Here is a 23167-nt window from a genome sequence, read left to right as displayed (position 1 = left end):
GAGGAGCGATCATGACCTATCTGACGACCAAGGGGCTGGCCCTCGGGCTGGCCGTTCTCGCGGCGGCCCCGGCCGCGGCGCAGGACCTGCGCCTCGCGCCCGCCGCGCCGCCGGCGCACCCGGCCTACTACATGTACGAGCACTTCGCCGAGTTCCTGGCCGAGGAGTCCGGCGGTTCCATCGGCACCACGATCCTCGGGCCCGAGGTCGTCGCGCTGCCGCAGATGGGCGACGCGCTGACCTCCGGCCTCGCCGACGTCGGCAACTCGCTGCCGCTCTACTTCGCGGCCGACTTCCCGATCACCGGCGGCGCCGGAGACCTCGCCCTTCTCGGCCGCGACCCCTACGCGATGGGCCTCGCCTTCACCGAATGGGTGGTGAACTGCCAGCCCTGCCAGGAGGAGTTCGCGGCGTTCGGCGGCGTGTTCCTCGGCGCCGGCTCGTCCGACGTCTACGGCCTGATCACCACCGTCCCGGTGGAATCGGCGGACGACCTGCAGGGCCTGCGCCTGCGCTCGGGCGGCGCGCCCTACTCGCGCTGGGCCGAGAACTTCGGCGCCTCCGGCGTGCCGATGGCCGTCGGCGACCAGTTCGAGGCGATGAGCCAGGGCACCATCGACGGCTCCATGGCGTCGATCGTCGACATGCTGTCCTACCGGCTGATCGACGTGGCGACGCACTTCAACACGATGCCGATCGGCACCTACCACGCGACGTCGAACTTCACCTTCGCCAACGCGACGTGGGAGGGCCTGACCGTCGAGCAGCGCGAGCAGGTGCTGCGCGCCGCCAACCGCGCCAACCTCGCCTTCACCGACCGCTGGGCGTTCCAGCTGCCGGAAGAGGCGCGGACCGCTGTGGCCGACAGCGACATCGTCGTGACCGAGGCGTCGGACGAGCTTCTCGCCGCGGTCGAGGAGTTCGCGCAGGCGGACCGCGAGGCGCAGATCGCCGCCGCCGGCCCGGATCTCGCCGACTTCGTGACGCTGGTGGACGAGTGGACCGCCATCGTCGCCGAGACGGGCGAGGACCCCGAGGCGCTGGCCGACGTCGCCTGGGAGCGGATCTGGAGCAACGTCGACCTGTCGACGTACGGCCTCTGACCTGAGACCCGCCGGCCCGGCACGACGCCGGGCCGGCCCCCCTCCCCGGCCGACTGGAGCCTGACAGATCATGGACCTCGCCGTCCGGGTCACCTCGCACATCTCGCGCATCCTCGCCCTGATCGGGGCGATCGCGGTGGTGGTGATGATGGTGCACATCTGCGTCGACGTGGTGTCGCGGAACCTGTTCCGCGTCTCGTTCGACATCACCAACGCCACCGTCGCACGCTACTACATGGTCCCCCTCGCCTTCCTGCCGCTCGCCTGGATCGAGCTGCGCGGCGAGATGATCTCGGTGGAGCTGGTGGACGGCTTCCTGTCCCCCGGCGTGCGCTGGGTGTCCGACCTCATCGTCGCCGCGGTCACGACGGTGATCTACGCCGCGCTGACCTACGCCACCTGGGGCTCGATGATGTCGAACTGGCGCCGCGGCACGATGATCGAGCTGGGGCAGACGCCGTACGCGACCTGGCCCAGCTACATCTTCCCGACCGTCGGCTTCGCCCTCGCCACGCTCGCCGTGGCGGTGCGGCTGGCGGACACGATGCGCAGGGGCGCAGGACATAAGGGCCGCACGGCATGAGCATCGCCACCGGAATGGTCGGGGTGGCGATCCTGCTGCTCCTCCTCGTGCTGCGGGTGCCGGTCGCGATGGCTCTGATCGCCGTCAGCTTCGGCGGCGTGGTCAGCCTGATCGGCGTCTCGCCCGCCGTCGGGATCATCGCCAGCACGCCCTACGACTTCGTCGCGTCCTGGACGCTGTCGGCGGTGCCGATGTTCCTGCTGATGGGCTTCGTCGCCTACCATGCGGGCCTCACCGGCGGCCTGTTCGAGGCGGCCAAGCTGGTGCTGCGCAAGCTGCCCGGCGGCCTCGCCGTGTCGTCGATCTTCGCCTGCTCGGGCTTCGCCGCGGTGTCGGGCTCGTCGCTCGCCTGCGCCGCCGCGATGGGCCGGATCGCCATCCCCGAGATGGTGAACGCCGGCTACCGCCCCTCCCTCGCCGCGGGCTGCATCGCCGCGGGCGGCACCATCGGCGCGCTGATCCCGCCGTCGATCCTGATGATCCTCTACGGCGTCTTCGCCGAGACCTCGATCACCGCCGTCTTCGCCGGCGGCATCACCGTGGGCCTGCTGACCGCGCTCGCCTACTGCGCGGTCGTGATCGCCATCTGCAAGCTGCGGCCCGACCTGATCCCGTCGCACGCGCCGGTGCCGATGGACGGCGGCACGCGGCGGGCGGTGCTGAACGTGGTGCCGATCCTCGTCCTCATCGTCCTGGTCTTCGGCGGGCTGTTCGCCGAGTTCTTCTCGGCCACCGAGGCCGGCGCGGTGGGCGCGCTGGGGACGATCCTCATCGCGGCGGTGACCGGGCGGCTGGGGCGCCTGGTGATCCAGCAGTCGCTGCTGGAGACCGTCGTGACGACCGGCTCGCTGTTCCTGATCGGCATCGGCGCGACGATGTTCACCCGCTTCCTCGGGCTGTCGGGCCTGTCCGCCTACATCAACTCCTGGGTCGCGGACGCCGACCTCGGCTACGTGCAGCTGATGCTGATTGTGGTGGTCGTCTACCTGATCCTCGGCACCTTCATGGAGCCGTTCGGGGCGCTCCTCGTGACGCTTCCCGTCTTCCTGCCGGTGTTGCGCGACCAGGGGATCAGCCTGGTCTGGTTCGGCGTGCTGGTGGTGAAGCTGCTGGAGATCGGGATGATCACGCCGCCGCTGGGCATGAACGTGTTCGTCATACGCAACGTGGCGTCGAAATACGTGACGACGCTGCAGGTCTTCCGGGGCGTGGTGCCGTTCTTCGTCTCGGACCTGGTGGTCGTGGCGATCATGATCGCATTCCCGGCGATGGTGCTGTGGCTGCCGGGGTACCTGTAGCGGGCAGCGGGAACCGCAGTCGGGCGCCGGGCGTTGGGGCCGTTGGACAGGCGCTGAGGCGAGAGAATTGCAAGGCGACCACAAGGACCCCGCGACCGCGATCCCGATCCGCGGCGACGGCCTCCAGCTCGACGAGCATCGCGACGTCCAGCGCCTGCACTGGCGGCTGGAGCGGGGACTTTGGGTGGGCTTCGGCATTTTCGTCGCGGCGGCGCTGCTCGGCTTCACCGGGGCCGGCGGATGGGCCGCCGACCGGACGCTCACCGTCGGCGCCGCCGAGGTGGAGATGCCCCGACTGGCCCGCTGGCAGGCGGCGGACCGGATGGACGTGCGCTTCACCACCGAGGCGGACGCGTACGTGGTAACGCTGGAGCCCGCGTTCCTCGACGCCTTCAGCATCGAGACTGTGACGCCGCGACCGAATCGCGAGACCTCACGCGGCGGCCTTCTGGTGCTGGAATTCGACGCCGGGGCCGGAGCGGAGATCAGTTTCTCGATCCGCCCCCGCAGTCCCGGGCTGCCGCGTTACCGTCTCGGCGTCGGCGCTGCGGACGCCGAGGTCTGGACGCTGGTCCTGCCCTAGAAGGAAGGCCCGATGGAAAGTGTCTTTCGCGGAGTCGCCGTCTACCTGGTGCTCCTGATCGTGGTGCGCCTGTCGGGGCGGCGCACGCTCGCGCAGACGACCCCGTTCGACTTCGTGCTGCTGCTGATCGTGGCCGAGACGACGCAGCAGGCGCTGCTCGGCGACGACTTCTCGGTCACCAACGCGGCGGTGCTGATCGTGACGCTGTTCACGATGGACATCTTGCTGACGTTCCTCAAGCGGCGCGCCGACTGGCTCGCCCGGTTCATCGATGGCGTGCCGACGGTGCTGATCGCGAAGGGCGAGCCGGACTGGGAGGCGATGCACCGCGCACGCGTTTCGCTGGAGGACGTGCTGGAGGCGGCGCGGGTCGGCCAGGGCCTCGCCCGGCTCGACCAGATCGACTTCGCGGTGCTGGAGGTCAGCGGCGGGATCAGCATCGTGCCGCGCGGGGAGTGACGGCTCAGGCCCCGTCGCAGGCGGCGGCGCGGCGGAGCAGGAACGCCCGCTCGGCCGCGTTGGCGGACAGCGTGGCGGCGCGGGTAAAGGCCGCACGCGCCGCGTCCGGGCGGCCGGCGCGGAAGTGGCAGTCGCCGAAGGCCGCGTGCAGCGGAGCGTAACCGGGCAGGACGCCGGCTTCCTCGATGTCCGTCAGGTGGACCAGCCCCTCCTCGGGTCCCTCGGCCATCGACCAGGCGATGGCACGGGCGAGGGCGACCACCGGCGTCTTCCGCACCTCGATCAGGTCGTCGTAGAGCGCCGCGATCCGCCGCCAGTCGGTCGGCCGGCCGGTCAGCGTGGCGGCATGGCAGGCCGCGATCCGCGCCTGCAGGGCATAGTCGCCGCCAGCGCCGCCGAGGGTCTCCGCCCGCTCCAGCGCGACCAGCCCGCGGCGCAGCATCAGCCGGTCCCAGCGCGCGCTCAACTGATCGGGCAGCGGCACCGGCACGCCGTCCGCGCCCACCCGCGCCGGCAGGCGCGAGGCCTGCAGCTCCATCAGCGCGAGCAGCCCCCAGACCTCCGCCTCGTCCGGCAGGCGCTGCGCCAGCAGGCGACCGAGCCGCTGCGCCTCGGCCGCGAGCTCGCGCCGGACGGGGGCGTCGCCGGCGGTGGCGGCGTAGCCCTCGTTGAAGATGAGGTAGACCACCTCTAGGACCGAAGAGAGCCGCGCCCGCCGCTCGGCTCCGCGCGGCACCTCGAACGGCACGCGCGCCTCTGCGATGGCGGCCTTGGCACGCGTGATGCGGCGGGCGATGGCGGCTTCGGCGGACAGGTACGCGCGGGCAATCTCGGCCACCGTCAGGCCGGCAACGAGGCGCAGGGTCAGCGCCGCGCGCGCCTCGGGCGACAGGACCGGGTGGCAGGCGGTGAAGACCAGCGCCAGCACCTCGTCGCCGATGTCGTCGTCGAGCCACGCCGCCATGTCCGGCGCTGCGCCCTCCTCGCCCTCCGCCGCGATCTCGGCGTGCTTGCGATCCTGCATCCGGCAACGGCGGAAGAGGTCCACCGCCCGCCGCTTGGCCGTTGCCATCAGCCAGGCGCCGGGATTGTCGGGGATCCCCCGCCGGGGCCAGTCGTCCAGCGCGACGATCAGCGCCTCCTGCGCCAGGTCCTCGGCGAGCGCGACGTCGCGGGTCCGCGCGGCGAGGCCGGCGATGAGCCGCGTCCGCTCGATCCGGAACACGGTCTCGACGGCGCGGTGGGTGGGCAGGTGAGGGGCCGATGCGGGCATATCGCCCGATCATGCCCCCCGGCCCGCCCGCCGCCAAGTCAGCCCCTGGAGCGGGCGCGCAACTCCTCCTCCGCCGCCTGCATCTCGGGCGTGAAGGCCTCGCCGAAATCCTCGGGCCGGTTGAACGGCCGCAGCTCCAGCTGGCCGTCGACGAAGGGCGCGCGGCGGGCCCACTCGACCGCCTCGTCCATGTCCCGCACCTCCCAGATCCAGTAGCCCGAAACCAGCTCGCGGATCTCGGCGAAGGGGCCGTCGGTGACGGTCCGCTCCTTGCCGTCGAAGGTGATCCGCTTGCCGGCGGACGACGCCTTGAGGCCGTCACCGTCGACCATGATCCCGGCCTCCACCAGCTCGGTATTGTAGGCCAGCATCTTCTCCAGCACGCCCTGGCTCGGCATCTTGCCGGCTTCGCTCTCTTCGTCCGCCTTCACGATCACCATGATCCGCATCGTCTCTCTCCACCTTGGGTGCGGGCACCGACCATCGGCCCCGATACCCACACGACGAACGAGCGTCGCGGGATCGGACAGGCGGCGCAAACTTTTTTCTGACCCGCCCGGACTCAAGGGTCCGCCAGGACCCAAAGGGCAGCGCCCGACCGCCCTCCGTTGCATCGATCACGGCAGCTTCCCGCCGGCCCGGCGGGCGATAAGGGCAGTGACCGACGTCGCATTCGTGATACGTGGCTGCGGCAAAGGCCGTCCCGTAGGCGGCACGGAGCGAAGGAAGACCCATGAAGATCGCGATCCTCGGCGGCGACGGCTTCGTCGGCTGGCCCACCACCCTGCACCTCAGCGACCAGGGCCACGAGGTCCACATCGTGGACAATCTCAGCCGCCGCTGGATCGACACCGAGCTGGGGGTGCAGTCCCTGACCCCGATGGATTCGATCCAGGAGCGCTGCCGCATCTGGCACCAGGAGACGGGCCGCCGGCTGCACTTCCACCTGCTGAACCTCGCCACCGAGTACGAGCGGCTGAAGGGCTGGCTGGCCGAGCACAAGCCCGACGCCATCGTCCACTTCGCCGAGCAGCGGGCGGCGCCCTATTCGATGAAGACCGACCGCCATAAGGTCTACACCGTCGACAACAACGTCCGCGCCACGCACAACCTGCTCGCCGCGCTGGTGGAGACGGGGATCGACGCGCACCTCGTCCACCTCGGGACGATGGGCGTCTACGGCTATTCGTCGGTCGGAGCGCCGATCCCGGAGGGGTATCTCGACGTCGAGATCGACACCCCGAGCGGGAAGAAGGAGCAGGAGATCCTGTATCCGACGCGACCCGGCTCGGTCTACCACATGACCAAGAGCCTCGATCAGATCCTCTTCCAGTTCTACGCCCAGAACGACGGCCTGCGGATCACCGACCTGCACCAGGGCATCGTCTGGGGCACCCATACCGAGCAGACCCGCCGGCACGAGCAGCTGATCAACCGCTTCGACTATGACGGCGACTACGGCACCGTCCTCAACCGCTTCCTCATCCAGGCGGCCATCGGCTACCCGCTGACCGTGCACGGCACCGGCGGGCAGACGCGGGCCTTCATCCACATCCAGGATTCGGTGCGCTGCATCGAGCTGGCGCTCGGCGACGCGCCGAAGGCGGGCGAGCGGGTGCGCATCTTCAACCAGATGACCGAGACGCACCGCGTCCGCGACCTCGCCGAGATGGTGGCGCGGCTGAGCGGGGCAAAGGTCGCGATGCTGCCGAACCCGCGGAAGGAGGCGGCCGAGAACGACCTGATCGTCAAGAACGACCAGTTCCTGGCGCTGGGGCTGAACCCGACGACGCTGGAGGACGGCCTGCTGTCCGAGGTGGTCGAGGTGGCGAAGAAGTACGCCCACCGGATCGACCGTTCCCGCGTGCCGGCGGTGTCGGCCTGGACCCGCGACCTCGCCCGCGCGGTGGAGCGCGACCCCGAGCGCAAGGGCCTGCGGTCGGTGTCCTGATGGTGCTGGCGGCGGACCGGCCGGCGGCGTCGCGCGCCGCCTTCGTCACGCTGGTCACCAACGACGATTTCGCCACTGGGGCGGGCGCGCTGGTCCGCTCGCTGCGGCGGACGGGCACGGCGGCGGACATCGTGGTGATGCATACCGGCGGGACGTCGGCGGACGCTCTGGCGCCGCTCGCCGCGCTGGGCGCGCGGCTGGTGCAGACCGACCTCCTCCCCGTCTCGGCGGAGTTCGCGGCGGCCCACGCCAAGGGCCGCCTCCACGGCGCCGCGCCCTTCACCAGGGGCGAGAAGCCGGCGTTCCACACCCCGCTCGACAATTTCGTCAAGCTGCGGCTGTGGCAGCTGGACTACGAGCGGGTCGTCTTCCTCGACGCCGACACGCTGGTGCTGCAGCCGATCGACAGCCTGCTGGACTACCCCGAATTCTGCGCCGCGCCAAACGTCTACGAGAGCCTCGCCGACTTTCACCGGCTGAATTCCGGCGTCTTCACCGCGCGGCCGGACGCGGCGACGTTCCGCGACATGCTGGCGCGGCTGGACGTGCCGGGCGCGTTCTGGCGGCGGACCGACCAGACGTTCCTGCAGGAGTACTTCCCCGGCTGGCACGGGCTGCCGGTGACCTGCAACATGCTGCAGTACGTCTGGCTGAACCTCCCCGACCTCTGGCACTGGCCGTCGATCCGCGTCCTGCACTTCCAGTACGAGAAGCCCTGGCAGGCGAAGCATGCGAAGGCCGGGGCGCTGGCGCCGCTGATCGCGCTGTGGCGGGCCCATGCCGGGGACGGCGACGTGCCCGCGCTCGCAGACCTGCCGTCGCCGTGGCGCGCGTGAGGGTCGCACTGACCGGGGCGACCGGCTCGGTCGGGCCGGCGGTGCTGGAGCGGCTGCTGGCGGACGGGCACGAGGTGACGGCGCTGGGGCGAAGGCCGGTGGCGGGGGCGGCGTTCGCGGAGTGGGACCTCGCGGGACGGTTCTGCGAAGAGGCTGCCGGCAGACATCCCGCCGCGTCCGCCCTCGCCCGTGCCGACGCGCTGGTGCACCTCGCGCTGGCGCACCTGCCCGGCCGGTATCGCGGGGGCGAGGGCGACGACCCGGAGGGCTTCCTGCGCCTAAACCTCGGCGGAACGCTGGACCTGTTCGAAGCCGCCGCCGACGTGCCCCGGATCGTCCTCTTGTCCACCCGCGCGGTCTACGGCGCGTATCCTCCCGGCACCCTCCTGACCGAGGAGATGACGCCCCGCCCCGACACGCTGTACGGCCAAGTAAAGGCGGCGGCCGAGGACGCGCTGACCCGGCGCCCCGGCGGCGTCTCCCTCCGCGCGACCGGCGTCTACGGACCCGAGCGGCCGGGCACGGCGCACAAGTGGCGGCCCCTCCTCGACGCCTTCGGCCGGGGCGAGACCGTGGGCCCCCGCGTCGCGACCGAGGTGCACGAGGCCGACCTCGCCGCAGCCGTCGCGCTGGCGCTGACGCTGCCCGACCCACCGCCGCTTCTGAACGTCTCGGACATCGTTCTCGACCGCCGCGACCTCCTCTCGGCCTACGCCCGCATTGCTCACCGCGACGGCCTGCTTCCGCCACCGGGCGACCCCGCGACCGTGAGCGCCATGGCGACGGACCGGATCCGGGCCTTCGGCTGGCGGCCGCGCGGGATCGCGGGCGTCGAGGACGTCCTGCGCGGCATGGCGGACGGAACCCGTGACCACGCAGGTTCGTAGGCTCTGGGCAAGCCGGCCCCGGGGGTCGGCCCCCTCAGGACCGCGCATGCCCGAGTGACCCCGGACCGAATCCTCCCGACCTGTCTCCTCTTCTTCGCCGTCGGGGCTCCAGCCGCCGCGCAGGAGCAGGGGTTCCTCTGGGCCGCCGGCCCGGTGGCCGAGGCGCAGCGCGCGCATTTCGTCTCCATCCTGTGGTGGATGGCGGTCGTCACCGTGCCGCTGCTGATCGGCCTGCCGCTCATCCTGTGGCGCTACCGGCTGAACGGCGGCGGCGGACGCTATCGCCGGGACTGGGGCGCCAGCCCGCTGGCGGAGGTGGCGATCTGGTCGGTCCCCGTCGTGGTGGTGGGTTTCCTCGCCTGGAACCTCTGGCACGCGACCCTGTCGCTGGATCCCTACCGCCCCCTCGGTCCCGACCCGCTGGAGGTGCAGGCGATCGCCGCCGAAGGACATTTCCTGTTCCTCTATCCGGACGAGGGCATCGTCACCGTCGACCGCCTCCTCCTCGACGCGGACCGGACGGCGCGACTGAAGCTGACCAGCGTCGACGTGCTGCGCAGCGTCATGGTCCCCCGCCTCGCAGGCCAGATCTACGCGATGCCCGGCATGACGACCGAGCTGAACCTCGCCGCCTTCGCCCCCGGCACCTATGCCGGGCTGAACACGCAATACAGCGGTCCCCTCTTCCCCGAAGAGCGGTTCGAGACCGAGGCGCTGCCGGAGACTAACTGGCACGCCCGCATCGAGGCGACCCGTGACGGTGCCGGGCCCCTGCCCCCGGACGTGCTGCAGCGCATCGCCATGGGAGACGGCGCGGAAGCTTATCTCGCGGCAGACGCGGACCTTTTCGCCCGCATCGCCGCCCCGTCGTCCCACGGGGCCCACCGATGATCGGACTGTTCCTCGGGACGCTGCGCTGGGACGACGTCACCTTCGTCGAGTTCTGGCGCACGCCCGACCTGAACAACGCCATCGCCGCCGCGGCGGCCGGACTGCTTGTCCTCGGCGTCGTCGCCACCCTCATCCTCCTGACCGTCAGGGGCTGGTGGCGGCCCCTGTGGCGCGACTGGCTGACCAGCCTCGACCACAAGAAGATCGGGATCATGTACGTCGCGCTCGCGCTGGTCATGTTCGCCCGCGCGGTGGCCGAGGCGAACGTGATGCGCGCCCATCAGGCGACGGCCGCCCTCGATGCCGGCCTCGTGGCGCCGGACCACTTCGCCGAGCTGTTCAGCACGCACGGCACGATCATGATCTTCCTCGTGGCGATGCCGTTGCTGACCGGGATCATGAACTTCGTCATGCCGCTGCAGATCGGCGCGCGGGACGTCAGCTTTCCGCTGCTGAATGCGATCTCGCTGATGCTGACCGCGGCGGCGGCGGGCCTGGTGATGGTGTCGCTCGTCCTCGGCCACTTCTCGACCGGCGGGTGGAGCGGGTATCCCCCCTATACCGGCGCCGACATCAGTCCGGGCGAGGGGCCGGACTACTGGATCTGGGCGCTGACGCTGTCGTCGATCGGCTCGACGCTGACGGGGATGAACTTCGCCGTCACCCTCTACAAGCGGCGGGTGCAGGGGATGCACCTGTTCCGGATGCCGCTCTTCTGCTGGACGGTGCTGTGCACCTCGATCCTGATGATCTTCGCGATGGCCCCGCTGACGCTGGCGACCCTGATGCTGTGGCTGGACCGGCATGCCGGCTTTCACTTCTTCACCGTCGGATCGGGCGGCGACATGATGAACTTCGCCAACCTGTTCTGGCTGTTCGGCCATCCGGAGGTCTACATCCTGATCCTGCCGGCCTTCGGCGTCTGGTCCGAGGTGTTCTCGACTTTCTCCGGCAAGCGCCTGTTCGGCTATCTCAGCCTCGTCTACGCCACGATGGCGATCGCGGTCCTGTCCTTCACGGTCTGGCTGCACCACTTCTTCACCATGGGCCAGTCGGCGAACGTGAACGCCGCCTTCGGCATCGCGACGATGCTGATCGGCGTGCCGACGGGGGTGAAGGTCTATGACTGGCTGCTGACGATGATGTTCGGGCGGGTGCGGCTGCGGGTGCCGATGCTGTTCGCGAACTACTTCCTCGTGACGTTCCTGCTGGGCGGCGTGACCGGGGTCCTGCTGGCGAACCCGACGGTCGACTACGGCGTCCACAACTCGCTGTTCCTCGTGGCGCACTTCCACAACATGCTGATCCCCGGGACGCTGTTCGCGATGCTGGCTGCGATCCACCTCTGGTTTCCCAAGGCGTTCGGCTTCCGCCTCCACGAGGGGTGGGGCCGGGCGGTGTTCTGGTTGATGGCGCCGGGGTTCCTGCTGGCCTTCATGCCGCTCTACGCGATGGGGATGATGGGGGGCATGCGCCGGACGGCCTACTTCTCGGACCCGTTGTTCCGGCCGTGGCTGTGGGCGGCGGAGGCGGGGGCGGTGCTGATCCTGGCCGGGTTCGCCGCGCTGGTGGTGCAGATCGTCGTGTCGGTCCGCCGCCGCGACGCGCTCGCCGTACCGGCGGGCGATCCGTGGGACGGCCGCTCGCTGGAATGGCTGGGGCCGGCGCCGGCGTTCGAGTTCAACTTCGCGGGCGAGCCGAAGGTCGAGGACGTGGACGCCTTCACGGCGCTGAAGGCGCAGGGCGAGGCGTACCGCCGGCAGGAAACGTACGAGGACATCGAGATGCCGCGGAACAGCGCGGTGCCCGTGGTGATCGGCGCGCTGGCCGGCCTGGCGGCGTTCGCGATGGTCTGGCAGGCCTGGGCCACCGCCGCCCTCGCCTTCGCCGGAGTCTGGGCCGTCGTCATCGGCCGGTCCTTCGTCCGGGACACCGAGCGGACGATCCCCGCCGCCGAGGTGGAGGCTGCCCACCGCGCCTGGCTGGCCGATGTCGCCGCCGCGACGCCGGTCCACCGCCGGGACGAACTGACCCCCGAGAACCGCGGCCTCGCGGAGGAGCCGCTGTGAGCGACGTCCGTCACCCCGGCCTGAATCTCGGCACGACCGACTCGCCCGTCCACGACGCCGCCGAGGAGACGGTCTTCGGCTTCTGGGTCCTGATGATGAGCGACCTCGCGCTGTTCGCGGTCCTTTTCGCCACCTATGCGGCGATGTCCGTCCACGGAATCGCGGGCGGTCCCGCCCCGGTGGAGATCTTCGACCTCAAGAGCACCCTCTGGCAGACGCTCGCGCTGCTGGCGTCGAGCTTCACCTTCGGCATGGCGGCGCTGGCGCTGAAGTACGACGACGACCGCCGCGCACTGTCGCTGTGGCTCGGCGCGACGTTCGTCCTCGGTGCGCTGTTCCTCGGCCTCGAGGCGCGGGACTGGGCGCGCATGGTGACCGAGCATGGCGCGACGCCGCAGGTCTCGGGCTTCCTGTCGATCTTCTACCTGCTGACCGGGACACATTTCGTGCACGTCGCCGCGGGGCTGCTCTGGATGCTGGTCATGGCGGCGCAGCTGGCGATCTTCGGGCTGGACGGCGCGGTGAAGCTGCGGCTGATGCGGCTGGCGATCTACTGGCACCTCCTCGACGTGGTGTGGGTAGCGATCTTCTCCTTCGTCTTCCTGTCGGGACTGGCGCCATGAGCGACGACCACGACCTTCCCCGCAGCGAGGATGTCGGCGAGGCGGCGGAGCGGCGGCAGTACATCCGCGGCGCCGTGGCCACGCTGGCGCTGACGCTGGCGGCTTTCGGGCTCGTCGGGTCCGGCTACGTCTCGGGCGGAACGGCGCTGGTCGTCCTGTGCACGCTCGCGATCGTCCAGATCGCCGCGCATTTCCGGTTCTTCCTGCATATCGACCTCGCCCGCTCGCACCGCGACGACCTGCAGCTCATCCTGTTCACGGCCCTCATCGTCGCGCTGATGGTTGGCGGCACGGTCTGGATCCTGTTCGACCAGCATACGCGGATGTGACCGGCGCTGGTCGATGCGCAAGGAACCGGCAAGGAACGGCTCACCCCCGAGCCTCGTTTAGCCTGCGAGGGGCCGGTGCGCCGCGCCTCCGCGAATTTCAACGACATGACGGAGGCGCCTCATGGTCGCCCATTCAACCACCACCGTTCCACGCCATCGGAACTGGGCGGTGACGATCCTCGGCTGGGTCTGCGTGCTGCTCGGCCTCCTTCTCCTCGCCGGCGGCGTCTGGCTCATCGTGCTGGGGGGGTCGTGGTACTACGCCCTCGCCGGCATCGGCCTGATCGCCACGGGCCTCCTGCTCACGCGGCAGCACATGGCCGCGGTCTGGGTCTACCTCGTGACCTGGCTGGGCACCGTCGCTTGGGCCTGGTGGGAGGTCGGCGACGACTGGTGGATGCAGGTCCCGCGCCTCCTCGCGCCGACGCTCATCCTGATTCTCGTCCTTCTCTGCCTGCCCGCCCTGTACCGGCGCGGCCGGTGACGACACGGAGACGCACCATGCCCCGAACTCCCTACTCGCTCGCGCTCGTCGCCGCGCTCACGGCGGCCGGCCCGCTTCTCGCGCAGGACGAGCCCGCCCCCGACACGCTGCCCGCCACCGACGCGGCCCCGGATGCCGAGGCGGCTGATCCGGCGACGGAGACCGACACCGACATCGGAGCCGACACCGGGGACGCCGGAGCCCCGGCCGAGGGCGACGAGGTCCCGGCCGAGGTCGCCGCGGCCCGAGCGCCCCAGCCGCAGCCCGAGGTCGGCGCCGACTGGCCGTTCTGGGGCGGCGACACCGACGCCACGCGCTACACCCCGCTCGACCAGATCACGCCCCAGAACGTGTCCCAGCTCGAGCGGGTATTCGAGTACCATACCGGCGACCTGCCCGAGGGCACGGCCGAAGGCACCTACTCGCCCGAGGTGACGCCGCTGAAGATCGGCGACGACCTGCTGATGTGCTCGGCGATGAACATCCTCATCTCGGTCGATGCCGCCACCGGCGACGAGAACTGGCGCTTCGATCCCGGCGTGCCGAACGAGGCGATCCCCTACGGCGCGACCTGCCGCGGCGTGGCGGTCTGGACCGATCCCGAGGCGGCCGAGGACGAGCCCTGCGCGACGCGGGTGATCCAGGGGACGCTCGACGCCAAGATCGTCGCGGTCGACATCGCCGACGGCTCGCCGTGCGAGTCCTTCGGCGAGAACGGCACCGTCGATCTGTGGCAGGACATCGGAGAGCGGGTGCCCGGCTGGTACGCCGTCACCGCGCCGCCCGTCGTGGTCCGCGGCGTCGTCGTGACCGGAGCGCAGGTCAAGGACGGCCAGGCCGAGGATTCGCCCTCCGGCGTCATCCGCGGCTTCGACGCCCGCACCGGCGAACTGGCCTGGGCCTGGGACCTCGCCGCGCCGGAAGAGAACCGAAACGGCCCGCCCGAGGGCGAGGTCTACACCCGCGGCACGCCCAACATGTGGACCACCGCGACGGCCGACGAGGAGCTGGGCTACGTCTACCTGCCGATGGGCAACTCGGCGGTGGACTATTACGGCTCCAACCGCTCCGAGGCCGAGAACGAGTTCGCGACCTCCCTCGTCGCGCTCGACGCGACGACGGGCGAGGAGGTGTGGCACTTCCAGACCGTCATCAACGACGTCTGGGACTACGACCTCGGCAGCCAGGCGACACTACTCGACTGGCAGGGCACGCCGGCGATCCTGCTGCCGTCCAAGCAGGGCGACATCTACATCCTCGACCGCGCGACGGGCGAGCCGCTGACCCCGGTGGGCGAGCTGACCGACCTGCCGCAGGGCGAGATCGAGCCGGATTACATCTCCGAGACCCAGCCCTACTCCGAGTGGCACACGCTGCGGATGGAGCCGCTGGAGCCGAAGGACGCCTGGGGTGCCACCCCGCTCGACCAGCTGTGGTGCCGCATCCAGTTCCACCGCGCCAATTACCAGGGCTACTTCACGCCGCCCTCGTCGGACGCGCCGTGGATCCAGTATCCCGGCTACAACGGCGGCTCGGACTGGGGCTCCGTCGCCGTGGATACCGAGCGCGGGATCATCGTCGCGAACTACAACGACATCCCGAACTACAACCGCCTCGTCCCCCGGGAAGAGGTCGAGGGCGTGCCGATCTACGAACAGGACGAGCGTGGCACCGGCCCCGAGGGCGCGGCCGATCCGCAGGTGGGCGCGCCCTACGGGATCAACGTCAACGCCGGCTGGCGGAACCCGGTGACGGGCATGCCCTGCGTCGCCCCGCCCTACGGCGGCATCCGGGCCATCGACCTCGAGACCGGCGAGACGGTCTGGGACCGGCCCCTCGGCACCGCGCGGCGCAACGGCCCGTTCGGCATCCCGTCCTATCTGCCGCTGAACATCGGCACGCCGAACAACGGCGGGTCTGTGGTCACGGCCGGCGGCCTCATCTTCATCGCCGCGGCGACGGACAACCTGTTCCGCGCCATCGACATCGAGACCGGCGAGACGCTGTGGAGCGACGTCCTGCCCGCCGGCGGTCAGGCGAACCCCATCGCCTACGAGGTGAACGGGCGGCAGTACGTCCTCGTCACCGCGATGGGGCACCACTTCATGGAGACGCCGGTCGGCGATTCCGTGATCGCCTACGCCCTGCCGGAATAGGGCCTCAGACCCCGACCAGCGCCTCGGCGCGGTCGGGCGTCAGCTCGGCGAAGGGGCCGGACCAGGCGGTCCGGCCCCGCGCCAGGATCACCGCGCGGGTGGCCACCTCCGCCAGCTCCCGCGGCGACTTGTCAATGATGAGGATGGCCATGCCGCCGTCCCGCACCTGCCGGATCGCGGCGCGGATCTCCTGCCGGACCAGCGGCGCCAGCCCTTCGGTCGCCTCGTCGAGGATCAGCAGGCGGGGATTCGTCGCGAGCGCCCGGCCGATCGCCAGCATCTGCTGCTCTCCCCCCGAAAGCGACGCCGCCCTTTGCCGCCGCCGCTCGGCGAGGCGGGGGAACAGCGCCTCGATCCGGGGCAGGTCCCACGGGCCGCGGCGGGCGGCGGCGAGGAGGTTCTCGGTAACGGTGAGGTCGCGGAAGCAGCGCCGGCCCTCGGGGACGAGGCCGATGCCGGCGCGGGCGGCGCGGTGGCTGGGCAGGCGGTGCAGATCCTGCCCGTCGAAGGTCAGCCGGCCCTCCGAGCCGATCATCCGGCAGATCGCCTTGACCGTCGTGGACTTGCCCATGCCGTTGCGGCCCATCAGCGCGACCGCCTCGCCTTCGTCGACGGTGAGATCGACGCCGAACAGCGCCTGAGCGGGACCATAGTGAGCGGTCAAGTTCTCGACCGTCAGGAGGCTCACGCGTCTTCCCCCAGGTAGGCCGCGCGGACCTCCGCGTTCGCCCGGATCTCGGCCACCGTCCCGGTCGCGATGACGCGGCCCTGTACCAGCACGCTGATCCGGTCGGCGAGGGCGAAGACGGCGTCCATGTCGTGCTCCACCAGCAGGATCGGCGCCTCGTGCTTCAAGTCCGCGAGCAGCGCAGTCATGCCCCGCGAGCCGTCGGCGCCGAGGCCGGCCATCGGCTCGTCCATCACGAAGGCCTTCGGCGCCAGCGTCAGCGCGACCGCGACCTCCAGCTGCCGCCGCTGGCCGTGGCTGAGGTCGGCGACCCGCGACGCGGCGTGGTCCGACAGGCCGACCCGCGTCAACGCCGCCTCGGCGGTCGCCACCGCGTCACGGTCGGACAGCGCCGGCCGCCACAGGCGCCACGGCCGGCCGGCGGCGCCGATGGCGCCGAGGACGGCGTTCTGCAGCACCGTCTGCTCCATCGCCAGCGCCGAAACCTGGAACGTCCGCGCCAGCCCGGCGCGCGCGCGGGCCGCCGCCCCGTCCGCGGTCACGTCCCGCCCCGCCAGCCGCACTGTCCCGGCGTCCGGCGGGATCGTCCCGCAGACCTGTCCGATCAGCGTCGACTTGCCCGCGCCGTTCGGGCCGATCACCGCGTGGATCTCTCCCGGCGCCAGGTCCAGCGAGACGTCCTCGCTCGCCACCAACGCGCCGAAGCGCTTGGTCAGGCCGCGGACGGACAGCACCGGCTCAGCCACGGCGATCCCCCTGCCCGGTCAGCAGCCCGACGATCCCGCCCCGCGCGAACAGCACGATGGCGAGCAGGATCGCCCCCAGCCAGGCGTGCCAGTATTCGGTCGCGCCGCCCAGCCAGTGCTCCAGCGCCACGAACAGGCCTGCGCCGATCAGCGGCCCGGCGAGACGGCCGACGCCGCCGAGGATGACGAGAACGATCAGCTCTCCCGACATCTGCCAGGACAGCATCGCGGGACTGACGAAACGGTTGAGGTCGGCGTAGAGCGCGCCGGCGAGGCCGGTGATCGCCCCCGACAGCACGAACGCCGCCAGCTGCAGGCGGTAGGGGCTGAGGCCCACCGCCAGCACGCGCGCCGGCGCCTGCCGCGCGGCGTCGAGGGCGAGGCCGAAGGGGGCGCGGATCAGCCGCCCGTGCAGCAGCATGGCGAGGAGGAGGACGGCGAAGCACAGGCCGAAGAACTGGATCGGCACCAGCGTATTGAGCCCGGGAAAGCCGTTCCGCACCCAGATCGACAGCCCGTCCTCGCCGCCATAGGCTCGCCAGGAGGTGGCGAAGTAGAAGAACATCTGCCCGAAGGCGAGCGTGATCATGATGAAGTAGACGCCCGCCGTCCGCAGCGACAGCGCTCCGATGGCGAGCGCGGCGAGGGCCGAGGCGGCGATCGCCACCAGCCAGATCACCGGCATGGACTGCGTGCCCGGCACCTCCCACGGGCCGAGGGACAACGGCGCGAAGGTCTGCGCGTGGCTGGCGAGGATGCCCATCGCGTAGCCGCCGATCCCGAAGAAGGCCGCGTGGCCGAGACTGACGAGGCCGCCGGTGCCGAGCGCGATGTTGAGCCCCGTCGCGGCGAGCGCGAGGATCGCGGCGCGGGTGGCGAGGGTGATGGTGAAGGGCTCGTCCGCCGCCAGCGCCCAGAGCGGCAGCGCCAGCAGGGCCGCCAGGGCGGCCAGCGTGACCCAGCGCTCGCTCACGCCTTCGCCCCGAACAGGCCGGTGGGACGCCAGATCAGGACGAGGCTCATCAGGATGTAGATCGACATCGAGGACAGCGACGCGCCCGCTTGGGTGGCGGTGGCGGGATCGGTGACCAGCTTGAACAGCTCGGGCAGGAAGATGCCGCCGAGGGTGTCGGTCAGGCCGACCAGCAGCGCCCCGACGAACGCGCCGCGGATGGAGCCGATGCCGCCGATCACGATGACGACGAAGGCGAGGATCAGCACCGGCTCTCCCATCCCGACCTGCACCGACTGGATCGCACCGACCAGCGCCCCGGCAAGGCCCGCGAGCGCGGCGCCGAGGGCGAAGACCAGCGTGTAGAGCCGGCCGATATCGACGCCGAGGGCGGCGATCATCTCGCGGTCGTTCTCGCCCGCACGGATGCGGATGCCGAGCCGGGTGCGCCGGGTCAGCGCCCAGAGGCCGAGGCCGACGGCGAGGCCGATGCCGATCAGCGCCAGCCGGTAGACGGGGTAGCGGATGCCGCCGGGCAGCGTCACCGGCCCCGACAGCCAGTCCGGCGGATTGAGGTACAGCGGGAACGAGCCGAAGGCCCAGCGGGTGAGTTCGGAAAAGATCAGGATCAGCGCGAAGGTGGCGAGAACCTGGTCGAGGTGGTCGCGGGCGTAAAGCCGGCGCATGACGACGGTCTCGACCACCACGCCCGCCGCCGCCGCCGCGACCAGCGCCGCCACCAGCGCCAGCAGGAACGACCCCGTCGCCGCCGCGACGCCGGCCGCCGCGAAGGCGCCGACCATGTAGAGCGAGCCGTGGGCGAGGTTGATCAGGCCCATGACGCCGAAGATCAGTGTCAGGCCCGCCGCCATCAGGAACAGCATCACGCCGGCCTGCAGGCCGTTGAGCACCTGTTCGAGGATGAGGATCAGGGACATCGTTCCGGCCGTCCGTCCGAGCGGAGAGCGCCGGGGGCTTCGCGCCCCCGGACCCCCGCGGGATATTTATGGCTCGGTGAGAGGGGGGCGGCGCGCTTGTGCCGGCGCGCCGCCCGGCCGTCTCACATGGCGCACTCTTCGGCGTAGGCGTCGCCGCGATCCTCCAGCGCCACGCCGATGATGCGATTGGTGAAGACGTCGCCTTCCTGCACCACCTCGCGGGCGTAGATGTCCTGGATCGGGTGATGGTTCGGGCCGAACTCGAAGTCACCGCGCGTGCTGTCGAAGTCCGCCGCCTCGAGCGCGGCGCGGAAGGCGTCCGGGTCCTCGGACGGGTCCGCGACCTCGAGCGCCGAGATCAGCAGGTTGGCGGTGTCGAAGCCCTGCGAGGCGTAGAGCGAGGGCAGGCGCCCGTACTCGGCCTGGAAGCTTTCGACGAAAGCGGCGTTGGTGGGGTTGTCGATATCCTTGGACCATTGCGAGGTGTTGACCACGCCGAGCGCCGCGTCGCCGACCGCCTGCAGGATGCCCTGGTCGAACGAGAAGGCCGGGCCGATCACCGGAATGTCGACGCCCGAATCGGCGTACTGCTTGAGGAAGCTGATTCCCATGCCGCCGGGCAGGAAGAAGAACACGCTGTCGGCGCCGCTCGCGCGGATCTGCGCGATCTCGGCGGCGTAGTCGGTCTGGCCGAGCTCGGTGTAGATCTCGCCCGCCAGCTCGCCCTCGTAGAAGCGCTTGTAGCCGGTCAGCGCGTCCTGCCCCGCCGGGTAGTTCGGCGCGAGGATGAAGCTGTTGGCGTAGCCGGTCTGGTTCGCCCAGGCGCCCGCCGCCTCGTGCAGGTTGTCGTTCTGCCAGGCGACGTTGAAGTAGTTCTCGTGACAGTTGGCGCCGGCCAGCTGCGACGGCCCGGCATTGGGCGAGAGGTAGAAGATGCCCTGGTTGACCGCCGACGGCACCACGGCCATCGCGAGGTTCGACCAGACGATCCCGGTCAGCACCTGCACGCGGTCGGACTGGATCATCCGGTCGGCGAGCTGCACCGCGGTGTCGGGCGCCTGCGCGTCGTCCTCGACGATCACCTCGATGTCGTCGCGGCCCGACTGCTCCAGCGCCAGCAGGAAGCCGTCGCGCACGTCGATGCCGAGGCCGGCGCCGCCGCCCGACAGCGTCGTGATCATCCCGACCTTCACCTCGGCCGCCGCGCCGGTGGCCAGAGCGGCCAGCGCGGCCGCCACGTACAGTCCCTTCATTCGTCCACTCCCCGTTGAACCTCCCGGCGGAACCGCCGGCCCGGAGTGGAGACAACCATGACCGCGCGGCCGGGTGAACCGCCAAAGGGGCGTAGGGCCGGTTTTTCTGCGCGGGCGCGCGGGCGTCAGGCCCGGACCGGGCCGCTGCCCGCGCCGGTCGACTGGATCGCGCGGGACAGGGTGTCGCGGTCCTCGTCCGTCAGCTGAAGGGTCGCCGCCGGCATCCATCCGTCCACCTGCGACGGCGAGCGGGCGCCGACGATGGCGGCGGTCAGGCCCGGCCAGTCCAGCGTCCAGGCGATGGCGACGGCGCCGGGCGTGACGCCGTGCCGCTCGGCCACAGGGCGCAGCGCGTCGGCGAGCGCGAGGTTCGCCTCCAGCTTGTCGCCGGAGAATTCGGGGTTGGCCCGGCGCCAGTCGTTCGCGTCCAGCCCCTCGGCCCGCGCGCGGCTGAACCGGCCGGACAGGAGGCCCGACTGCATCGGCGAATAGCAGATGACGCCCGTGTCGTGGGCGGCGCACCAGGGCAGGATCGACTCCGCCGTCTCGCGGCGGATCATCGAGAAGGGCGGCTGAAGCGTCTCGACATGGCCCATCGCCTCGGCCGTCTCCAGCTGCGCCGCGTCGTGGTTCGACAGGCCGACATGGGCGACCTTGCCCTGCTCCTTCAGCCGCAGGGCGGTGGCCCAGTACTCCTCCAGCGGGATGTCGTCGGCGGGCCAGTGCACCTGGTAGAGGTCGATCACGTCGACCTTCAGCCGGCGGAGGGAGTCCTCGCATTGCTGCGCGAGGTCGGCGGAGACGCGGCGGGGGTTCTTGCCCTCGGCGTCGCGGACGATGCCGCCCTTGGTGAAGACGTAGGGCCGGTCGGCGTCCGCCATGCCGTCGAGGGCCTTGGCGACGACCTCCTCGGAGTGGCCGTTGCCGTAGACGGCGGCGGTGTCGATCCAGTTCACGCCCGCCTCGACCGCGTGGCGGATCGCGGCGACGGACTCGCCGTCGTCCTGCGGGCCCCACATGTTGCCGCCGATGGCCCAGGCGCCGAAGCCGACGGGGGTGATCTTCAGGCCGGTGCGGCCGAAATCGCGGGTGGGCAGGTCGGTCGGCATGGGGGCTCCTCCTGGTGGTCCGGTATCGCTATCGAGCGCGGGGGCGGGGCGGGTCAAGGTTCGTGGTCATCTAGAACGGCGCCCTCGCCGTGAAGCGGACGCCCTTGCCGCCGTCGGGATGGCGGAACTGCAGCGTCTCGGAATGGAGCATCAGACGGGGGAAGTCGCGGGCCGGGCCGGCGCTGTAGAACGGGTCGCCGAGGATCGGGTGGCCGATCTCGGCCATGTGGACGCGCAGCTGGTGCGAGCGGCCGGTGCGGGGCATCAGGCGGACGCGCGTCTCGCCGTCGCCGGTGCGCAGGACGCGCCAGTCGGTGACCGCCTCGCGGCCCTCCTGATGGTCGACCTTCTGGCGGGGGCGGTTCGGCCAGTCGACGATCAGCGGCAGGTTTACGGTGCCGGTCTTGTCCGTCATCTCGCCCCAGAGGCGGGCGACGTAGGTCTTCTTCGTCTGGCGCTTCTCGAACTGCAGGCCGAGGTGGCGCTGGGCGTGGGGGGTCAGGGCGAAGACCATGACGCCGGAGGTGTCGCGGTCCAGCCGGTGGACGAGGAGCGCGGTGGGGAACGCGGCCTGCACGCGGGTCAGCAGGCAGTCGGCGAGATGTTCGCCCTTGCCGGGGACGGAGAGGAGGCCGGCAGGCTTGTCCACCAGCAGCACCTCGTGATCCTCGTGCAGGACCGCGAGCGGCGTGTCGGGCGGGGCGTAGACGTCGTGCATGGGGGCCGCGTCTAGCAGGTCAGGCCGGGTCGTAGTAGTCGCCCGCGTCGCCGGTGAAGATGTGCTCCGTCAGGCAGCCTCCCGTCGGTGCGACGAGCTGACCGGCCTCGATCGAGAGGGTGCCGGCGGCGTCGCGGAACCACAGCGACGCGCCTCAGGTGCGGCAGAAGCCGCGGGTGGAGCCGGCGGGGCCGGCCCATGTGCCGAGGCCGCCGGTGGCGGTCCAGGCGAGGCGGCCCTCGTCGGCGTCGGAGCTGGCGGCGTAGTGGCCGGAGAGCTGGCGGCACTGGGTGCAGTGGCAGGCGGTGATCGCCCCGACCGGGGCGGCGTGGGTGAAAGCGAAGGCGCCGCAGAGGCAGCGGCCGGCGACCCCGCCCGGGCCCGTGGCCTCAATCGGGGATGTGGGGCGCATCGGCGGGCAGGTCGTAGTAATCGCCTTTGTCCGCGGTGAAGATGTGCTTGCCCGGAGTCAGGCCCGTCGGCGTCTCCAGCGCGCCGGCGGCGATGCCGATATGGCCGGCGCCGTCGGGACGGAAGAACAGGCTGGCGCCGCAGCGGTCGCAGAAGCCGCGCTCGGCGATGTCGGAAGAGGCGTACCAGCGCAGGGTCTCGTCGGCGGTGAAGCGGACGTCGGCGGCCTCGGCGCGGGTGGAGGCCCAGTAGTGGCCGCTCCACGCGCGGCAGAGCGAGCAGTGGCAGAAGGTGACCGAGGGGCGCGGATCCGCGACCTCGAACGAGACGCCGCCGCAGAGGCACGAGCCGCGGATCATCGGGCGAAGACAGCTGTCAGGATTGCGGACAGGCCGTCGGCGTCCTCTTGCGTGAAGGCGTCCGGGCGGTCGCTGTCGATGTCGAGAACGCCGAGGAGGCGGCCCGCGGCGTCGCGGACGGGGAGGACGATCTCGGACCGGGTGGAGGAGGAGCAGGCGATGTGGCCGGGGAACGCCTCCACGTCGGGGACGATCTGCACGTCGCCGGTGCGGGCGGCGGCGCCGCAGACGCCCTTGTCGAACGGAATCGTCAGGCAGCCGTGGCCGCCCTGGTAGGGGCCGATCTTGAGGAGCCCGGGGGCGGTGACGCGGTAGAAGCCGGTCCAGTCGAAGCGGTCGTCGGCGTGATGGAGCTCGCAGGCGACGGTGGCCATGAGGGCGATCTCGTCGGTTTCGTCCGTCGCGAGGGCGGTGAGGCGCTGGTGGAGGTCGGGGTAGTCTGCGTGCATCGTCGGTTCCGGCCTGTGA

General features: G+C 71.1%; 26 protein-coding genes. 14 read left to right on the top strand and 12 right to left on the bottom strand.

The features are described from left to right. Nucleotides 1-11: 11 nt before the first annotated feature. The 5 genes from dctP to A37W_RS0116540 all read left to right on the top strand — a co-directional run bounded on the left by dctP (nucleotide 12) and on the right by A37W_RS0116540 (nucleotide 4026). Nucleotides 12-1103 carry a TRAP transporter substrate-binding protein DctP gene (gene dctP / locus A37W_RS0116560; protein WP_018304160.1) on the top strand — a complete coding sequence of 364 codons (1092 nt, stop codon included), beginning with the start codon at nucleotides 12-14 and terminating at the stop codon, nucleotides 1101-1103. 70 nt (nucleotides 1104-1173) lie between these two features. Beyond that, nucleotides 1174-1686 carry a TRAP transporter small permease gene (locus tag A37W_RS22275; protein WP_018304159.1) on the top strand — a complete coding sequence of 171 codons (513 nt, stop codon included), beginning with the start codon at nucleotides 1174-1176 and terminating at the stop codon, nucleotides 1684-1686. Then, complete coding sequence (locus A37W_RS0116550) at nucleotides 1683-2984, top strand: TRAP transporter large permease (protein WP_018304158.1); 1302 nt, start codon at nucleotides 1683-1685, stop codon at nucleotides 2982-2984. The genes A37W_RS22275 and A37W_RS0116550 overlap by 4 nt, the downstream gene beginning before the upstream one ends. Before the next feature lie 67 nt (nucleotides 2985-3051). After that, nucleotides 3052-3567, top strand: a complete 516-nt coding sequence (locus A37W_RS22965; protein ID WP_018304157.1) for a hypothetical protein — start codon at nucleotides 3052-3054, stop codon at nucleotides 3565-3567. Nucleotides 3568-3579: 12 nt separating this feature from the next. Beyond that, on the top strand, nucleotides 3580-4026 hold the full coding sequence (locus tag A37W_RS0116540; protein WP_018304156.1) for a DUF421 domain-containing protein: 447 nt from the start codon (nucleotides 3580-3582) through the stop codon (nucleotides 4024-4026). 4 nt (nucleotides 4027-4030) lie between these two features. On the opposite strand, the gene A37W_RS0116535 is transcribed toward A37W_RS0116540, so the two are convergent. Next, on the bottom strand, nucleotides 4031-5299 hold the full coding sequence (locus A37W_RS0116535; protein WP_018304155.1) for an RNA polymerase sigma factor: 1269 nt from the start codon (nucleotides 5297-5299) through the stop codon (nucleotides 4031-4033). A gap of 38 nt (nucleotides 5300-5337) precedes the next feature. Continuing rightward, the gene (locus A37W_RS0116530) at nucleotides 5338-5748 is read right to left on the bottom strand and encodes a YciI family protein (protein WP_018304154.1); all 411 of its coding nucleotides are present in this window, start codon (nucleotides 5746-5748) and stop codon (nucleotides 5338-5340) included. A 284-nt stretch (nucleotides 5749-6032) separates the two neighbouring features. Here A37W_RS0116530 and A37W_RS0116525 point away from each other — a divergent pair, with 284 nt between their 5' ends. From A37W_RS0116525 to A37W_RS0116485, 9 genes are all read left to right on the top strand, one after another. Continuing rightward, the gene (locus tag A37W_RS0116525) at nucleotides 6033-7250 is read left to right on the top strand and encodes an NAD-dependent epimerase/dehydratase family protein (protein ID WP_018304153.1); all 1218 of its coding nucleotides are present in this window, start codon (nucleotides 6033-6035) and stop codon (nucleotides 7248-7250) included. Further along, nucleotides 7250-8086, top strand: a complete 837-nt coding sequence (locus tag A37W_RS0116520) for a glycosyltransferase (RefSeq protein WP_018304152.1) — start codon at nucleotides 7250-7252, stop codon at nucleotides 8084-8086. Before A37W_RS0116525 ends, A37W_RS0116520 begins: the two co-directional genes overlap by 1 nt. Continuing rightward, nucleotides 8083-8973 (top strand): NAD-dependent epimerase/dehydratase family protein, encoded by an 891-nt coding sequence (locus A37W_RS0116515; RefSeq protein ID WP_026198563.1) that lies wholly within the window; start codon nucleotides 8083-8085, stop codon nucleotides 8971-8973. The genes A37W_RS0116520 and A37W_RS0116515 overlap by 4 nt, the downstream gene beginning before the upstream one ends. Before the next feature lie 54 nt (nucleotides 8974-9027). Next, nucleotides 9028-9864 carry a cytochrome c oxidase subunit II gene (locus A37W_RS24160; protein ID WP_018304150.1) on the top strand — a complete coding sequence of 279 codons (837 nt, stop codon included), beginning with the start codon at nucleotides 9028-9030 and terminating at the stop codon, nucleotides 9862-9864. Beyond that, entirely contained in the window at nucleotides 9861-11933 is a 2073-nt protein-coding gene (locus A37W_RS24425) for a cbb3-type cytochrome c oxidase subunit I (RefSeq protein ID WP_018304149.1), read from the top strand. The genes A37W_RS24160 and A37W_RS24425 overlap by 4 nt, the downstream gene beginning before the upstream one ends. Further along, nucleotides 11930-12556, top strand: a complete 627-nt coding sequence (locus A37W_RS24420; protein ID WP_018304148.1) for a cytochrome c oxidase subunit 3 — start codon at nucleotides 11930-11932, stop codon at nucleotides 12554-12556. Before A37W_RS24425 ends, A37W_RS24420 begins: the two co-directional genes overlap by 4 nt. Next, nucleotides 12553-12885, top strand: a complete 333-nt coding sequence (gene cyoD, locus A37W_RS0116495) for a cytochrome o ubiquinol oxidase subunit IV (RefSeq protein WP_018304147.1) — start codon at nucleotides 12553-12555, stop codon at nucleotides 12883-12885. Before A37W_RS24420 ends, cyoD begins: the two co-directional genes overlap by 4 nt. Nucleotides 12886-13006: 121 nt before the next feature. Beyond that, complete coding sequence (locus tag A37W_RS0116490; protein ID WP_018304146.1) at nucleotides 13007-13369, top strand: hypothetical protein; 363 nt, start codon at nucleotides 13007-13009, stop codon at nucleotides 13367-13369. Between the two features lie 17 nt (nucleotides 13370-13386). Further along, on the top strand, nucleotides 13387-15525 hold the full coding sequence (locus A37W_RS0116485; protein ID WP_018304145.1) for a pyrroloquinoline quinone-dependent dehydrogenase: 2139 nt from the start codon (nucleotides 13387-13389) through the stop codon (nucleotides 15523-15525). Nucleotides 15526-15529: 4 nt separating this feature from the next. On the opposite strand, the gene A37W_RS0116480 is transcribed toward A37W_RS0116485, so the two are convergent. From A37W_RS0116480 to A37W_RS0116435, 10 genes are all read right to left on the bottom strand, one after another. Further along, nucleotides 15530-16213 (bottom strand): ABC transporter ATP-binding protein, encoded by a 684-nt coding sequence (locus A37W_RS0116480; protein ID WP_018304144.1) that lies wholly within the window; start codon nucleotides 16211-16213, stop codon nucleotides 15530-15532. Next, nucleotides 16210-16959 (bottom strand): ABC transporter ATP-binding protein, encoded by a 750-nt coding sequence (locus A37W_RS0116475; RefSeq protein WP_018304143.1) that lies wholly within the window; start codon nucleotides 16957-16959, stop codon nucleotides 16210-16212. Before A37W_RS0116475 ends, A37W_RS0116480 begins: the two co-directional genes overlap by 4 nt. Further along, complete coding sequence (locus tag A37W_RS0116470) at nucleotides 16952-17932, bottom strand: branched-chain amino acid ABC transporter permease (protein ID WP_018304142.1); 981 nt, start codon at nucleotides 17930-17932, stop codon at nucleotides 16952-16954. Before A37W_RS0116470 ends, A37W_RS0116475 begins: the two co-directional genes overlap by 8 nt. Then, nucleotides 17929-18849, bottom strand: a complete 921-nt coding sequence (locus A37W_RS0116465; protein ID WP_018304141.1) for a branched-chain amino acid ABC transporter permease — start codon at nucleotides 18847-18849, stop codon at nucleotides 17929-17931. Before A37W_RS0116465 ends, A37W_RS0116470 begins: the two co-directional genes overlap by 4 nt. Nucleotides 18850-18971: 122 nt before the next feature. Further along, nucleotides 18972-20102 (bottom strand): ABC transporter substrate-binding protein, encoded by a 1131-nt coding sequence (locus tag A37W_RS0116460; RefSeq protein ID WP_018304140.1) that lies wholly within the window; start codon nucleotides 20100-20102, stop codon nucleotides 18972-18974. 125 nt (nucleotides 20103-20227) lie between these two features. Next, complete coding sequence (locus A37W_RS0116455) at nucleotides 20228-21211, bottom strand: aldo/keto reductase (RefSeq protein ID WP_018304139.1); 984 nt, start codon at nucleotides 21209-21211, stop codon at nucleotides 20228-20230. Nucleotides 21212-21281: 70 nt separating this feature from the next. Continuing rightward, entirely contained in the window at nucleotides 21282-21929 is a 648-nt protein-coding gene (locus tag A37W_RS0116450; protein ID WP_018304138.1) for an RluA family pseudouridine synthase, read from the bottom strand. 154 nt (nucleotides 21930-22083) lie between these two features. Then, on the bottom strand, nucleotides 22084-22341 hold the full coding sequence (locus tag A37W_RS22960; RefSeq protein WP_018304137.1) for a GFA family protein: 258 nt from the start codon (nucleotides 22339-22341) through the stop codon (nucleotides 22084-22086). Beyond that, entirely contained in the window at nucleotides 22319-22699 is a 381-nt protein-coding gene (locus A37W_RS0116440) for a GFA family protein (protein ID WP_018304136.1), read from the bottom strand. Before A37W_RS0116440 ends, A37W_RS22960 begins: the two co-directional genes overlap by 23 nt. Beyond that, nucleotides 22696-23148, bottom strand: coding sequence for a GAF domain-containing protein (locus tag A37W_RS0116435; RefSeq protein WP_018304135.1), 453 nt, complete (start codon nucleotides 23146-23148; stop codon nucleotides 22696-22698). Before A37W_RS0116435 ends, A37W_RS0116440 begins: the two co-directional genes overlap by 4 nt. Between the last annotated feature and the right edge of the window lie 19 nt (nucleotides 23149-23167).

This window comes from Wenxinia marina DSM 24838 (genome assembly GCF_000379485.1).
Classification (GTDB): Bacteria; Pseudomonadota; Alphaproteobacteria; order Rhodobacterales; family Rhodobacteraceae; genus Wenxinia; species Wenxinia marina.
The sequence above is the reverse complement of the archived record's forward strand: the minus strand, read 5'-3'. Positions and strand labels throughout refer to the sequence as shown.